The organism is Streptomyces sp. NBC_00385, from assembly GCF_035917155.1.
Classification (GTDB): domain Bacteria; phylum Actinomycetota; class Actinomycetes; order Streptomycetales; family Streptomycetaceae; genus Streptomyces; species Streptomyces poriferorum.
In genome coordinates this window covers 1,627,403-1,641,939 of record NZ_CP107951.1, presented here as the reverse complement: position 1 = coordinate 1,641,939, position 14,537 = coordinate 1,627,403, and the positions used below count along the sequence as shown (strand labels likewise).

Sequence of the window (14,537 nt, the reverse complement as noted above, 5' to 3'; positions counted from 1 at the left end):
CAGGTGCCGGCCCAGGAGGGTCCGCGCTTCCTCTCCGCAGGTGCCAAGGTGGTGGCATGCAGCCGACCCCGGACCCCTCACCGCGCCACCCCGCCGCCCGTGGCCACGTACTCGTCGTGGACGACGACCCCACGGTCGCGGAGGTGGTCACCGGCTACCTGGCCGGGGCCGGATACGAGGTGGCCCGGGCGTCGAACGGCCCGGCCGCGCTCGAACAGTACGCCGCCCGGCGCCCGGACCTGGCCGTCCTGGACCTGATGCTGCCGGGCATGGACGGATTCGAGGTCTGCCGCCGCATGCGGGAGCAGGGACCCGTGCCGGTCATCATGCTCACCGCGCGCGGCGACGAGGACGACCGCATCCTCGGCCTGGAGACGGGGGCGGACGACTACGTCACCAAGCCGTTCAGCCCCCGCGAACTCGTCCTGCGCGTCGACTCCGTGCTGCGCCGCGCCCGGGCGGCCGCGACGCCTCCCGGCCGCCCGGCGCTGCTCGAAGGCGCGGGCCTCGTCCTGGACCCGGCGGCCCGGAGCGCGACGTTCGCGGGCCGGACGCTGGCCCTCACCCTGCGGGAGTTCGATCTGCTCGCCTTCCTCCTGCGTCATCCGGGCCGGGTCTTCACCCGGGAGGAGCTGATGCGCGGGGTCTGGGGCTGGGACTTCGGAGATCTGTCGACCGTGACCGTCCACGTCCGCCGTCTGCGCGGGAAGGTCGAGGCCGACCCGGCCCGCCCGGAGCTGATCCGTACGGTCTGGGGCGTCGGCTACCGACTGGACCTGCCGGCTGATCCGACGGCTCCCACCGCCCACACCCCTCCTGCCGCTCCCACGGATTCCGGTTCCGGAGCGCCGGCATGACCGACATCCTCCTCATCGCGCTCTTCGCCTTCCTGGGCGCCGCAGCCGCCGGACTGCTCGGCGCCGTCGTGCTGCGGATCTCCCGGCACCGTTCGCTCGTCGTCTCGCTGACCGTCGTCGCCGCCGTGGCCGTCACCGCGATGCTCGCCGGCACACTGACCGTCGCCTGGGCGATGTTCCTGTCGCCCCACGACCTCACCGTGGTCACCACCGTCGTCGCCATGGCCGCCGTCGTCTCCCTCGTCACCGCGATGCTGCTGGGCCGCTGGGTGGCGGCGAGGAGCCGCGATCTGACGCTCGCCGCCCGCTCCTTCGGTGACGGCGGGACCTTCGCGGCCCCCGAGGCCCCGGCCACCGCCGAACTCGCCGCACTCACCCGCGAACTGGCCGCCACCAGCGCCAAGCTCGACAGTTCGCGCGAGCGGGAGCGTGCCCTGGAGACCTCACGGCGGGAGCTCGTCGCCTGGATCTCGCACGACCTGCGTACCCCGCTCGCCGGACTGCGCGCCATGTCCGAGGCGCTGGAGGACGGCATGGCCGTCGACTCGCGGCGCTATCTGAGGCAGATACGCACCGAGGTGGAGCGGATGAACGACATGGTCGGCGACCTCTTCGAACTCTCCCGCATCCACGCCGGTTCGCTCACCCTGACCCCCACCCGGATCTCCGTCTACGACCTGGTGGGCGACGCGCTGGCCGGAGCCGATCCGCTGGCCCGCGAGCACGGCGTGCGGCTGGTCGGCGACCGGATCGAGGCGGTGCCCGTCGAGGTGGACGGCAAGGAGATGAGCCGGGTCCTGGGCAACCTCCTGATCAACGCCATCCGCCGCACCCCCGCGGACGGCACGGTCGCGGTGACCGCGCACCGCACGGGCGGCGGAGTGGTGCTGTCGGTCACCGACGGCTGCGGCGGCATTCCGGAGGAGGATCTGCCCAGGGTCTTCGACACCGGCTGGCGCGGCACCCATGCCCGTACACCTCCGGCGGGAGCGGGACTCGGCCTCGCCATCGTGCGCGGGATCGTCGAGGCGCACGCCGGCCGGGCGGACGTCCGCAACGTCACCGGAGGCTGCTGCTTCGAGGTGACCCTGCCGGTGGCGTGAGCCTCAGCCCGCGCCCACCCCGGCGGCCTCCCGCAGCGGAGCCGCCGCGAACCGCGCCATTCCCTCGGCGAACCCCACCGCCGGCTTCCAGCCCAGCTCGTCGCGCAGCCGCCGCGAGTCCGCCGTGACATGGCGTACGTCCCCGAGCCGGTACTCACCGGTGACCACCGGGGCCGGACCGCCGTGGGCCGAGGCCAGGGCAGCGGCCATCTCGCCGATGGTGTGCGGCTGCCCGCTCCCGGTGTTGTACGCGGCGAAGGTGCCGGGCCCGCGTCCCGCGACCGCCTCCAGCGCGACCGCGTTCGCGGCGGCCACGTCCCGCACATGGACGAAGTCCCGGCGCTGGCCGCCGTCCTCGAAGACGCGTGGCGCCTCACCCCGGGCCAGGGCCGAACGGAAGAAGGAGGCGACACCGGCGTACGGGGTGTCGCGCGGCATTCCCGGCCCGTACACGTTGTGGTACCGCAGCGACACCGCGCGGCCGCCCGTCGCCCGCGCCCAGGAGGAGGCGAGGTGCTCCTGGGCGAGCTTGGTCGTCGCGTACACGTTGCGCGGGTCCACCGGAGCGTCCTCGCCGACGAGCCCGGGGGCCAGTTCCGTGCCGCAGGAAGGGCAGCGGGGCTCGAAGCGGCCCTCGGCCAGATCGGCCTCCGCGCGGGGGCCCGGCCGGACCGGGCCGTGGAGCCGGCAGTCGTACCGGCCCTCTCCGTAGACCACCATCGATCCGGCGAGGACCAGGTTCCGCACCCCCGCGCCCGCCATCGCGGCGAGCAGCACGGCCGTTCCCAGGTCGTTGCACCCCACGTAGTCCGGCGCGTCCGCGAAGTCCTTGCCGAGGCCGACCATCGCCGCCTGGTGGCAGACCGCGTCGATGCCGCGCAGCGCACGGTCCACGGCCTCGCGGTCGCGCACGTCCGCCACGACGAATCCGTTGCCCGCGCCGGGCGGCACGGCGGCGCCGGCACCGTGCGCCGAGGGGAGCAGGGCGTCGAGCACCACCGCCTCGTGCCCGGCGGACACGAGGGTCCGCACGATTTCCGAACCGATGAACCCGGCGCCGCCGGTGACCAGTACACGCATGCCGCCCACCGTAGGCCGCGCAGGACGAGCCGGGCGCCGACGACTCGGCACGTCACGGGAACGTAAGAGAATGGGGTGCGCGGCCGGCCGCGGCGGACCGGTCAGGCGGGCAGACGGGTGAGCAGCTCCGTGAAGTCCGTCCCGGGCGGCAGCGTTCCGAAAGCCAGTCCGCGGTCGCCTGCCAACCGGGACGCGCAGAACGCGTCGGCGACGGCGGCCGGTGCGTGGCGTATGAGCAGGGAGCCCTGGAGGACGAGCGCCGCGCGCTCGATGACCCGGCGGGCACGGATCGGAGCGTCCTCGGTGAGGACGAGCTCGCCCCGGAGCTCCTGCCAGGCGGAGTCCAGACGGCGGTCGCCCCCGGCGGCGGCCTCGATCTCCGTGCGCAGGGCCTGGAGCGACTCCGGCTCACGGGCCAGGGCGCGCAGCATGTCCAGCGCGTTGACGTTGCCGGAGCCTTCCCAGATGCCGTTGAGCGGGGCCTCGCGGTAGAGGCGGGGCATGCCGGACTCCTCGTCGTACCCGTTGCCCCCCAGGCATTCGAGGGCCTCGGCGACGGCGGCCGGCTGGCGCTTGCACACCCAGTACTTGCCGACCGCGGTGGCGAGCCGCAGGAAGGCGCGCTCCTGGGTGTCGCCCTGCTGCGCACGGTCCGCAGCCCCGGCCAGCCGCAGGGCCAGCGTGGTCGCCGCCTCGGACTCCAGCGCCAGATCGCCGATGACGTTGCGCATCAGGGGCTGGTCGATGAGCTTCGCCCCGAACACGGACCGGTGACGTACGTGGTGCGTCGCCTGGGCGAGCGCCGCACGGGTGCCGGCGGCGGAACCGAGGACGCAGTCCAGGCGCGTCATGGTGACCATGTCGATGATGGTGCGCACGCCCCGGCCCTCGTCGCCGACGAGCCAGGCCACCGTGTCGTCGAACTCCGGCTCGCTGCTGGCGTTGGAGCGGTTGCCGAGCTTGTCCTTGAGGCGCTGGATACGGAACGTGTTGCGGCTGCCGTCCGGCAGGACCCGGGGGACCAGGAAGCAGGACAGCCCCGCCGGGGCCTGGGCGAGGACGAGGAAGAGGTCGTTCATCGGCGCGCTCGTGAACCACTTGTGGCCGCGCAGCCGCCAGGTGCCGTCCGCCTGTTGTACGGCGGCGGTCGTGTTGGCGCGCACATCGGTGCCACCCTGCTTCTCCGTCATGCCCATGCCCGCGAGCAGCCCGGGCTTCTCGGCGGGGGTGCGCAGACCGGACTCGTACACACGGCTGGTCAGCAGCGGTTCGTACGTCTTGGCGAGGTCCGGGGCGTGACGCAGGGCGGGGACCGCCGCGTATGTCATAGAGACGGGGCAGCCGTGGCCCGCCTCCGCGCTGCTCCACACCATGAAGCCCGCCGCGCGGGCCACGTGCGCACCGGGCCGCTCGTCGGCCCAGGCGGCGCCGCCGAGGCCCTCGCTGATCGCCACGTCCATGAGGGCGTGGTACGAGGGATGGAACTCGACCTCGTCGATCCGGTTGCCGTAGCGGTCGTGGGTGCGCAGCCTCGGCTCCTGGCGGTTCGCCTCGTCCGCCCACCGCTGCACCTCCTCGCTGCCTGCGCGGCGGCCCAGCCGGTGCAGGTCGTCCAGGTACCACTCGGCGCCCTCGCGGCGGACGCCCTCGATGAGCACCGGGTCGTCGGCGACGTCGTGGCCGGTCAGCGGCGGCGGCTGGTTCGTCACCTCGTGGGTGGTGGCGGTGGGGCGGCTGTGGGGTGCGGGCGACGCAGGCATGAGGAGCCCTCCTGGGCAGAGACGGATGACGGATCAGGGGCGCGCGGAGGAAGGGGCCGCGCCCGCGCAGCGCAGCGCCATGGCGGTCAGTTCGGCGAGGATGTCCTGATCGTCGTCCTCCGGTGAGCCGAGCGGCGCCACGAGGACCTCGCCGATCGCGCCGGTGAGCGCGGCGGCGGTGACCTCCCCGTTCTGGGACGGCAGCAGTCCCTGCGCCATGCCCTCGCGGATCACTTCGGCGAACAGCGCGCGGTAGCGGCGACGGAAGACGAGCCGTTCCGCGCCGACCGCCGCGTCGGCCGGCGCGGCGAGCAGGGCATAGGCGAGGCCGCGGCTTTCGAGGGCGCGGCGGGCGAAGACCCGGACGCCGTCGGCGAGCCGCTCGACCGGGGTCCCGGAGCCGTTCAGCACGGATTCGAGGACGTCCACCTCGTGCCCCGCCGCCCGCCGGAAGACCTCGACGGCGAGGGCGGCCTTCGACGCGAAGTGCTGGTACACCGAGCCCGCCGCGATGCCCGCGGCGTCGGCGACCGCGGTCACGGAAGCTCCTGACCAGCCCACTTCGGCGACGACATCGGTCGCCCGGGTGACCAGATGCTCACGGGCCGATTCGAGACGTTGAATTTCGGCTGGGGTCTTGCGGTAGGCCATGGAAGAAGTGAACCATCATTCATAGTTTCCCGACAAGGGCCGGACGCCCCGGCCCGCGATCCCAGGAGAAGGCGTGCACCTCAGTGCCATGCTGGACAGCGTCGTCCGGGCGGCCGGCCGCAAGGAAGCCCTGGTCTACCGTGACCGACGGTGGAGTTACGGCGAGTTCGGTGCCGCCGTCCGCCGGGCGGCGACCGTGTTGCGGGAGGCGGGGCTCCGGCCCGGGGACCGCCTGGCCGTGATGACGTACAACACCCCGGCCTTCCTCTTCGCCGCCTTCGGTGCCTGGCTGGCCGGTGCCACGCTGGTGCCCGTCAACCACAAGCTGCAGACCGCCGAGGTGGACCAGCAGCTTCGGCACTGCGGTGCCCGGCTGGCGCTCGTCGACCAGGAGATCGGCGAACGGGCCACCGGCGCGGCCGTCGGGGTGCGCTGGCTGGTGAGCCATCCGGACGCGGCCGGGGACGAACCGCCCGCCGGGTCCTTCGAAGCGCTGATCGCCGGGGCGGCCGAGTGGGAGGGCGGGCCCGGAGCCGACTCCGACATCGCCCAAGTCCTGTACACCTCGGGCACGTCCGGCCGCCCGAAGGGCTGCGTGCACACCCACCGGGGCATCTCCCTGACCGCCACGTACACCGCGGCCACCGTGCCGCTCCGCCGCGACGAACGGTTCCTCGTCTGCATGCCGATCTGGCACGCGTCCCCGCTCAACAACTGGGCGATGGGCACCCTCCTGCTGGGCGGCACGGTCGTGCTCCAGCGCGAGTACGAGCCCCGCGTGATGCTGGAGACCGTCCAACGGGAGCGGATCACCGCGGTGTTCGGCGCGCCGGTCGCGCTGATCGCCCCGGTGCAGGCGGTGCCCGACTTCGACGCGTACGACCTGTCCTCGGTGCGCTCCTGGATCTACGGGGCGGGGCCGATGGACGCCGATACGGTCCGCAGACTGATGAAGGCGTACCGCTCGGAGAACTTCCACCAGGTCTACGGCATGAGCGAGATGGGGCCTGTGGGCGCGTCGCTGTCTCCCGGCGAGCAGGTGGAGAAGGCGGGCTCGATCGGGCGCGGCGGCATGGTCGGCGTCGACCTGCGCATCGTGACGCAGGACGGCACGGATGCCACCGCGGGCCGGACGGGGGAGATCTGGCTGCGGTCGGACACCCGCATGGTCGGGTACCTCGATGACGAGAAGGCCACCGAGGAGGCGTTCGTGGGCGGTTGGTACCGCAGCGGCGACCTCGGCAGGGTGGACGAGGACGGTTTCGTCACCGTGGTGGACCGTCTCAAGGACATGATCATCACGGGTGGGGAGAACGTGGCCTCCCAGGAGGTCGAGGGTGTTCTGCGCGGCCACCCCGACATCCTGGACGTGGCCGTCGTCGGCCGTCCGCACGATCAGTGGGGCGAGACCGTGGTCGCGGTCGTGGTGCCGAAGGGCGACGCCGGGCCGAGCCTCGACGACCTGCGCCAGTGGCTGGAGCCGCGCCTCGCGCGCTACAAGATCCCGCGCGAACTGGTCCTGCGGCCGGACCTGCCCCGGACGCCTTCCGGGAAGGTCACCAAGCATGTGCTGCGCAGCGGCCTGACCGGCTGAACACCGGCCGCCCCTCCCTGGTCGCCGGGGCGCTCGTCGTGCTGACGGCGCGCGCCCGGGCGTGCCGGTGGCGCGCTGCCGGATGAGGCGCTCGTCGCCTCCGTGGTGGATCTGACCGGCCGCATGGGCGGGGTCCCGTCGCGAACCGGCAGGGGCGTCGGCGCGACTGTCCGCCTTCCCGTTCCGCACCGGCACGGCCGCTCGCGCGACCTTGCGCCCTTCCGTCCCGCACCGTGCGGGACGGCTCTTCGGAGTGCCCTCGGGTCGCCTGCCGCCGGCGCGGCGCAGCCGGATCCCCCGCACGCCGCCCTCCGGGGGGCGTGTGCCCCGCCCCTGGTCAGTCCTCTGGTCGCTCCCCGGAATCTTTTCCTCCAGACCCCTTGCCCCGTCGCGGCGCTATATCGATACTGCCGGTTACGTAATCAACGTCGATTGTGGGAGGAACCCATGGCCGCCACCGTCACCACCGATGGTCCGAAGCCCGTACTCGACAAGCCGCTGATGCGCTACGGCCGCCGGACACTGGAGCGCCTGGCGCCCGGCGCCGAACCGGCGCAGTACCGGATCCTCGGCATCAGCCCGCTGACCCCGCACATCGGCGCGGAGATCAGCGGCGTGGACCTGTCCCGGCCGCTCGACGAGGCGACCACCGGGGAACTGCGCCAGGCACTGCTCGAATGGAAGGTGATCTTCTTCCGCGGGCAGACGGGACTGGAGCCGCAGCACCACCTCGACCTGGCCGCGGTCTGGGGACCGCCCGAGGTCAACCCGTTCTTCCCGAAGTCCGAGACGGTCGGCGTGTCACGCCTGGCCAAGGACGCGATGGCCGTCGGCAACGAGAACATCTGGCACAGCGACCACTCCTTCATGGCCGCACCCGCGCTCGGCTCGGTCCTGCGCTCCGTCGAGGTGCCGGCCGCCGGGGGCGACACCATGTGGGCCGACATGGGAGCCGCGTACGACAACCTCTCCGACGAGATGAAGGCACGCGTCGAGAACCTGACGGCCGTGCACGACTGGGTGCCCAGCTGGGGTTCGACCATGACCGAGGAGCAGGTCGCGCACTTCCGCGCGAGCCTGCCGCCGGTCGAGCACCCCGTCGTGGTGCGCCACCCGCGCAGCGGCCGCAAGCTCCTCTACGTCAACGAGCCGTTCACCACCCGCATCGTGGGCCTGTCCGATGCCGAGAGCCGTGAACTCCTCGACGAACTGGTGCTCCAGGCGCGCGTTCCCGAGTTCCAGGTCCGCTTCCACTGGGAGCAGGACTCCGTGGCGATCTGGGACAACATCGCCACCCAGCACTACGCGATCAGCGACTACTACCCGCAGCGCCGGGTGATGGAGCGCATCGCCGTGGCCGGAGTGCCGCTGTCCTGAACCGCCGGGATCCGCGCGCGGGGCCGTCCCCCCGCGCGGACGGCCCCGATCGCCACCCCTCATCCCCCGCCCGCCGCCTCACGGAGGACCCATGAACACGGCACCGACTCTGTCCCAGCGGTCCTCCGGGACCACAGATCCCCGGGGCGGTGGCGCCAAGGCCTGGACCGTGACCGCCCTGCTGGTGGTCTTCATGATGGTCAACTTCGCGGACAAGTCCGTGCTGGGCCTGGCCGCGGACGAGATCCGCGCCGACCTCCACCTGAGCGCCACCCAGTTCGGCCTCGCGAACAGCGCGTTCTTCCTTCTCTTCTCCCTCTCGGCCGTCGTCGTCGGCCTCGTCGCCGACCGGGTGTCACCGCGGCTGCTGCTCCTGGTGATGGCCGTCCTGTGGTCGGTGGCCCAGGCGCCCGCGGCGTTCGGCGGCGGGCTGGCCGTCCTGGTCGCCTCCCGCGTCGTTCTCGGCGCCGCCGAGGGGCCGGCCTTCCCCGTCGCCCAGCAGGCGACCCTGGCCTGGTTCCCCAATCACCGGCGCAACCTGCCCGGGGCCCTGATCACCCTGGGCGTCACGCTCGGCGTCATCGTCTCCGCGCCCGGCCTGTCCTGGGTCATCCAGCACCACGGCTGGCGGGCGGCGCTGTGGGTGCTCGCCGCCGCCGGTCTCGCATGGGCCGCGGCGTGGAAGCTGTTCGGGGCGGACGGTGACCACCGCACCGAGGAGAAGGGGGCGTTGCCGGCCGCCGACGCCCCGGCCCCCGTTCCGTACGGGCGGATCCTCGCCACGCGCACCTGGATCGGGGCCACCCTCGCCTACTTCACGAGCTACTGGTCGGTGGCGCTGATGCTGGTCTGGCTGCCGTCCTACCTGCGCAACGCCCTCGGGCACCCGGCCCACACCGCGGCGGTCCTCGTCGTCGTGCCCTGGGCCATCGGCGCCGTGGCGCTGCTCGCCCAGGCCGGCATCACCGGACGGCTCATGCGCCGCGGAGTCAGCAGCCGCCGGGCACGCGGCTGGGTCGGCGGGTGGCTGCTCGCCCTGGGCGCGGCGTGCCTGCTGGCGCAGACCTTCGTGGACGGTTCCACGGGCAAGACCGTGCTGGTGGCCCTGGGATTCGGTCTCGGAGGCTCCTACGCGACGGTCGCGGCCACCACGGTCGCCGAACTCGCCCCCGCAGGCCGGAGCGGCGGGGCGCTGGGCGCGATGAACGCGGTGGTCACGGCCGCCGGTCTCGCGGCTCCCGCCGTCGTCGGTGCGCTGGTCGACGCCCGGGGCGACAACGGCTACCACCTCGCCGTCACGTTCTCCGGCGCGCTGCTCGTGATCGGGGCGGCGGCGTCCTTCCTCCTGATCGACCCGGCCCGCGACACCGCCCGGCTGGCACGGTGACCCCTGCCGCCGCACACGGGGCCGACGACCCGTCCGCCCCGCCCCCACACCGAGGAGCCTTCCTGTGAGCGCCGCACCGGTACTCGACACCGCACCCCTGGACCACGCCGTGACCGCGCTGCGCGAGGGCATGGAGACCTGGACCCTGACCGGTCCGGCCGAACGCATCGGCCTGCTGGAACGGATGCTGCCCCGCATCGCCGAAGGCGCCCCCGCCATGGTCGCCGACGCGGCACGCGCCAAGGGCTACGGTGCCGACTCGCCCTGGGCCGCCGAGGACTGGGTCACCGCACCCTGGGCGCTGGCACAGACCGTGAGCGCGTACCTCCACGTACTGCGCAGGCTCTCCGACGGGCGTGACCCGGTTCCGGCCCGGTCCGTCCGCGACCGCGGCGGGCGCACCGTGGTCGACGTCTTCCCCGCCACGGGCACGGACCGCCTCCTGCTCAGCGGCTTCTCCGCACAGGTGTGGACCCTGCCCGGCACCACGCGCGACCAGGTGCTGGCCAGGGCGGCCGGCGCCTACCGGGGCAGCCCGGGAACGCCCGCCGTGGCACTCGTCCTGGGAGCCGGGAACGTAGCGGCCATCACCCCGCTCGACATCGTCCACAAACTGTACCTGGACAACCAGGTCGTCATCGCGAAGATGAACCCGGTCAACGACTACCTCCGGCCGCACTTCGAGAAGGTGTTCGCGGAGTTCGTGGACCGCGGATGGGTCCGCTTCGTGGACGGAGGGCCCGCCGAGGGCGCCTATCTGACCGCCCACGAGGGCATCGACACCATCCATGTGACGGGCAGCGAGCGCACCCACGACGCCATCGTCTGGGGCACGGACGAGCAGGCGGAACGGCGCCGGCGCGAGGACACCCCCTTGAACGGCAAGCCGTTCACCAGCGAGCTCGGGGGAGTCAGCCCCTGCATCGTCACCCCCGGCCCATGGACGGACGCGGACCTGCGCTTCCAGGCGGAGCACATCGTCACCAGCAAGATGAACAACTCCGGCCACAACTGCGTCGCCAGCCAGATCCTCGTGGTGCCGCGGGACTGGGACGGAACCGAGCGACTGCTCGACGAGATCCGCCGGGTCCTGAGCGAGCTCCCGCCCCGCAGCGACTACTACCCGGGCGCGGCCGGACGGCTGCGCGACGTCGTCGACGCGCACCCCGGGACCGAGTTCCCGGCCGGAGCGGCCTGCGGGGCCGTTGTGCCCGACATCACGCGCCCGGACGATCCGATGCTCACCGACGAGGTGTTCGCCAGCGCACTCGGAGTGGTGCGCATCGAGGGCCGGGACCCGGACGAGTTCCTGCGCCGCGCCACCGACTTCGCCAACGACCGCCTGCCGGGCACCCTGGGCGCCACCCTGCTGGTCCACCCCCGCACCGAACGCGCGCACCGCGACGCCGTGGACACCGCGATCGCCGAACTGCGCTACGGCACGCTCGGGGTGAACTGCTGGTCGGCGTTCGGCTTCCTCCTCGGATACACGCCGTGGGGGGCGTTCCCCGGGCACACCCGGCAGGAGATCGGCAGCGGAATCGGCTTCGTGCACAACGCCCTCATGCTGGAGGACGTGGAGAAAACGGTCCTCCGAGCCCCCTTCGCCCCGTCGCCCCGCGGCCTGTTCACGGGCTCGCCCTCGCTGTCCCCGCGCCCGCCGTACTTCGTCACCAACCGGACCGGCCGGACGACCATGCGGCGGCTCACCGCTTTCACCACCGCGCCGAAGCTGTGGAAGCTGCCCGGCATCTTCCTTTCGGCGCTGCGGGGCTGAGACCCCGGGGCGGACGGACGGACGGGAGGCGCTCGGCACTGCCGAGCGCCTCCCGTCCGTCGAGCCGTGCGCTACTGCGCGAACCCGGCGTTGCGGGTCCTCAGCGCACCCCGTAGTACAGCGAGTTGTGCGCGGTGTCCGGCAGGTACAGCACGTCGTTCCCGTCCGAGTCCCGCCGTACCGCGAGCCGGTCCGCGCTCACGCCCGGTGCGGCGGACTGGGAGGTCCATGTGGTGCCCGGCCGGGTCGCGGCGAAGACGCGGTCGGTGCCGGAGGCGGTCACGTAGTACACGCGTCCCGCGTCCGTCTCGTCCCAGGTGATCCCGAGGGCGGCGGTGGTCTGGCCGTCGGCGTACACGGTCTGGCGCAGCCAGCTGCTGCCGCTCGGGTACGCGTAGTACACGCGGAAGTCGCCGCCGCTGTCGGCCGAGCGGTAGCGGTAGGCGACCTTCGGAGTGGAGCCGTCGAGGGTGAGCTTGGCGCTCTGTACCGCCGGGCCCGGGTAGGCGTTGTCGATGCTCCACTCCTCACCCGTGGTGAGCTCCTGGATCACGTCGGACGTGGCCGGCGTCACCGGAGTGGTGACGGCCGCGCCCGCGCTGTCCGCGAAGGCGCCGGTCGCCGGGTCGTAGCGGAGGTAGGAGAGCTGGTGCCGGAACGCGGTCGCGGGTGCCTTGGCCCACTCGTAGAGGAGGTGGACGCGCCCGGCGGCGTCGACCGTCAGGTCGTCGGGGTACACGGAACGGTTCAGCGCGACGGCGAACGTGGCGACCACGCTCCAGCGCGATGCGGCGTTGTCCCAGCGGTAGAGCTTGCCGGGGCGCTGGTCGGATCCGGCGCCGACGCGGGCGGCCAGGTACAGGTCGCCGTTGGGGGCGGTGGTCACGACCGGGTAGGTGATGGCCTCGCCCTGGTCGGGCAGTTCGGCCGAGTGGTCCGTGACGGACCCGCCGGGGGCCTCGGTGCGGAAGTAGCGCCAGGGGTTGGCGTGCATGGAGGTGAACACGTGGAGGCGGCCGCTGCCGTCGCGTGCGACCGACGGCTGGTTGTGGCCGTTGTCGTCGGGGAACTCGGCCTGCTGTCCGTTCGCGGCGAGCAGCGGCAGCCGGCTCCACACGCCGTCCGGGTCGCGGCGGGCGATGGCCGGGCGGTGCGTCGCGGCCGTCGCGCCGGGCTCGTTGAAGGCGAAGTACGTGTACTGGCCGCGGCCCTTGTACGTCGCTGCGGGCGTCCACCAGGCGGCCTGGTTCGACGAGTCCATCGCGTACGGAACCTTCTCGATCACCGTCGCCGCGGCCGCCGCGCGGTCCGTGCCGGCGGCCTGGGCGGCCGGGCCGGGCGTGAGCAGGGCGGCCAGGGCCGCGGCCGAGGCGGCGGCCGCGCGTGCCGTGGGACGTCGCAAGGTGAGCTCCTTCGCAGGCGGGATGGTCGGAGGTGCGAGAGCGGCCGGGCCACTCCATTCCTCCGCTGCGCGGGAAATTTACAACAGATCCCATATCGTGAATAGAGATTGCACAATGAGGATCTGAGATACCCGTACGGGAAGACGTATGCGGGACGACGAAGGGCCCGGTGAAGGCTGATCCGCCTTCACCGGGCCCCGGTCCGCCGCGCGTTGTCTCAGCGCTTGATGAGCGCGGCGACCTCCTCGCCGGCCTTCTTCATCGCGTCCTTCGGCTTCGACTTGCCGACCAGGACGGCCTGGACCTGCTTCGCCACGGCCTCCTCGATCTGCGCGTTCTGCGCGAACTGCCAGAACGGGCTGCCGGTCGCCGTCTTGGTGATCTTCTCGGTCCACTCGGTGGTGAACGTGTCCTGGGCGACCTTCGGGTCCGCCAGGCCCGCCGTGGTGGACGGCGGCAGGGCACGGGACGTGAAGTACTCGGAGGTGGTGGCGAGGTCGGAGGTGGTGTGCAGGGCGAACTGCGTCGCCGCGTCCTGGCCCTTGCCGTTGACGATCGCGATCACACCGCCCCACAGCAGCGCCTGCGGGGTGTCACCGGAGCGCAGCACCGGACGCATCATCGGCTGCATGGCGTCGGCCAGCGTCTTGTCCTTGGACTGCGCCGCGGTCACGCCCTTGCCGATGACGGCGTCGTCGTAGAAGGCGGCCTTGCCCTGCCCGAACAGGGCGCGCGCGTCGAAGCGGTCCACGTCCGCGGCGATCAGCTTCGCGTCGTGCAGCTTCTTGTACCAGGTGACCGCGTCGACGGAGGCGTCGTCGCCGATGGTGACCTTCTCGCCGTCCATGAGCGTGCAGCCGAAGGTCTGCATCCACGGGAAGATGTCCTTGAGCTGCGCGACCTTGGTGGCCGCGGCGTACGGCACGACGCCGCCGCCGAGCCCCTTGAGCGCCCGCAGCGCGTCCTCGAACTCCTCGACGGTGGTGGGGTGCTTCTTGATGCCGGCCTTGTCCAGGAGCTTGGAGTTGGCGATCACCCCGATCGAGCCGGTGTTCCACGGCAGGCCGTACTGCTTGCCGTCGTACACACCGCTCTTCAGCGCCACGTCCGTGTAGCCGCCCTTCGGGGCGACGGAGCCGAGGTCGGCGAGCTTGCCCATCTGCGCCACCGCGGCGAGCCACGCGATGTCGAGGTGTATCGCGCCGGTGGTCTCACCGCCGCCGAGCTTGAGGGTGAGCTGGCTGAGGTACTCGTTGTACGGGTACGAGACCGCGCGGACCTTGGACTTCTCGGCCTTCTCCCAGGCGGCGATGATCTTCTCGATCGCCGGTCTGGCGGCCTCTTCGTTGAGCGACCAGGAGGTGAAGTCGAAGTCCTTGGACTTCGTGTCGCCTCCGTTGGTGGCGCTGCCGGAGTTGGACGGGGACGGCGCGCAGGCACCCAGCGCGCCGACGCCGGCCATACCGAGCGCGCCGATACCGAACATGCGCAGCGCGCCGCGGCGGCTGATGCCAGAGGTGGTCATGGTGTCTCCATGGGAGGGGGCGG

General features: G+C 72.5%; 11 protein-coding genes. 6 read left to right on the top strand and 5 right to left on the bottom strand.

The window, feature by feature from the left end; translation table 11 throughout:
- Window positions 1–56: 56 nt before the first annotated feature.
- A complete protein-coding gene (locus tag OG959_RS07140; protein ID WP_326657329.1) occupies window positions 57–857 on the top strand; it encodes a response regulator transcription factor in 801 nt (266 codons plus the stop codon).
- Window positions 854–1,960: a sensor histidine kinase gene (locus OG959_RS07135; RefSeq protein ID WP_326657328.1), complete on the top strand. Its 1,107-nt coding sequence runs from the start codon at window positions 854–856 to the stop codon at window positions 1,958–1,960. The genes OG959_RS07140 and OG959_RS07135 overlap by 4 nt, the downstream gene beginning before the upstream one ends.
- 3 nt (window positions 1,961–1,963) lie before the next feature.
- Here OG959_RS07135 and OG959_RS07130 read toward each other — a convergent pair whose 3' ends face one another.
- The 3 genes from OG959_RS07130 to OG959_RS07120 all read right to left on the bottom strand — a co-directional run bounded on the left by OG959_RS07130 (window position 1,964) and on the right by OG959_RS07120 (window position 5,451).
- Window positions 1,964–3,040: an NAD-dependent epimerase/dehydratase family protein gene (locus OG959_RS07130; RefSeq protein WP_326657327.1), complete on the bottom strand. Its 1,077-nt coding sequence runs from the start codon at window positions 3,038–3,040 to the stop codon at window positions 1,964–1,966.
- Window positions 3,041–3,141: 101 nt separating this feature from the next.
- A complete protein-coding gene (locus OG959_RS07125; RefSeq protein WP_326657326.1) occupies window positions 3,142–4,800 on the bottom strand; it encodes an acyl-CoA dehydrogenase family protein in 1,659 nt (552 codons plus the stop codon).
- A 33-nt stretch (window positions 4,801–4,833) separates the two neighbouring features.
- The gene (locus tag OG959_RS07120) at window positions 4,834–5,451 is read right to left on the bottom strand and encodes a TetR/AcrR family transcriptional regulator (RefSeq protein ID WP_326657325.1); all 618 of its coding nucleotides are present in this window, start codon (window positions 5,449–5,451) and stop codon (window positions 4,834–4,836) included.
- Between the two features lie 73 nt (window positions 5,452–5,524).
- Here OG959_RS07120 and OG959_RS07115 point away from each other — a divergent pair, with 73 nt between their 5' ends.
- The 4 genes from OG959_RS07115 to OG959_RS07100 all read left to right on the top strand — a co-directional run bounded on the left by OG959_RS07115 (window position 5,525) and on the right by OG959_RS07100 (window position 11,586).
- Window positions 5,525–7,045: a class I adenylate-forming enzyme family protein gene (locus OG959_RS07115; protein ID WP_326657324.1), complete on the top strand. Its 1,521-nt coding sequence runs from the start codon at window positions 5,525–5,527 to the stop codon at window positions 7,043–7,045.
- Window positions 7,046–7,492: 447 nt separating this feature from the next.
- The gene (locus OG959_RS07110) at window positions 7,493–8,422 is read left to right on the top strand and encodes a TauD/TfdA dioxygenase family protein (RefSeq protein WP_326657323.1); all 930 of its coding nucleotides are present in this window, start codon (window positions 7,493–7,495) and stop codon (window positions 8,420–8,422) included.
- A gap of 91 nt (window positions 8,423–8,513) precedes the next feature.
- Window positions 8,514–9,809, top strand: coding sequence for an MFS transporter (locus OG959_RS07105; RefSeq protein ID WP_326657321.1), 1,296 nt, complete (start codon window positions 8,514–8,516; stop codon window positions 9,807–9,809).
- A gap of 64 nt (window positions 9,810–9,873) precedes the next feature.
- On the top strand, window positions 9,874–11,586 hold the full coding sequence (locus OG959_RS07100; RefSeq protein ID WP_326657320.1) for an aldehyde dehydrogenase family protein: 1,713 nt from the start codon (window positions 9,874–9,876) through the stop codon (window positions 11,584–11,586).
- 100 nt (window positions 11,587–11,686) lie between these two features.
- Here OG959_RS07100 and OG959_RS07095 read toward each other — a convergent pair whose 3' ends face one another.
- Together OG959_RS07095 and OG959_RS07090 are read right to left on the bottom strand one after the other, a co-directional pair.
- Window positions 11,687–12,988 carry a BNR-4 repeat-containing protein gene (locus OG959_RS07095; protein ID WP_326657319.1) on the bottom strand — a complete coding sequence of 434 codons (1,302 nt, stop codon included), beginning with the start codon at window positions 12,986–12,988 and terminating at the stop codon, window positions 11,687–11,689.
- A 218-nt stretch (window positions 12,989–13,206) separates the two neighbouring features.
- Complete coding sequence (locus OG959_RS07090) at window positions 13,207–14,514, bottom strand: sugar ABC transporter substrate-binding protein (protein ID WP_326657317.1); 1,308 nt, start codon at window positions 14,512–14,514, stop codon at window positions 13,207–13,209.
- Between the last annotated feature and the right edge of the window lie 23 nt (window positions 14,515–14,537).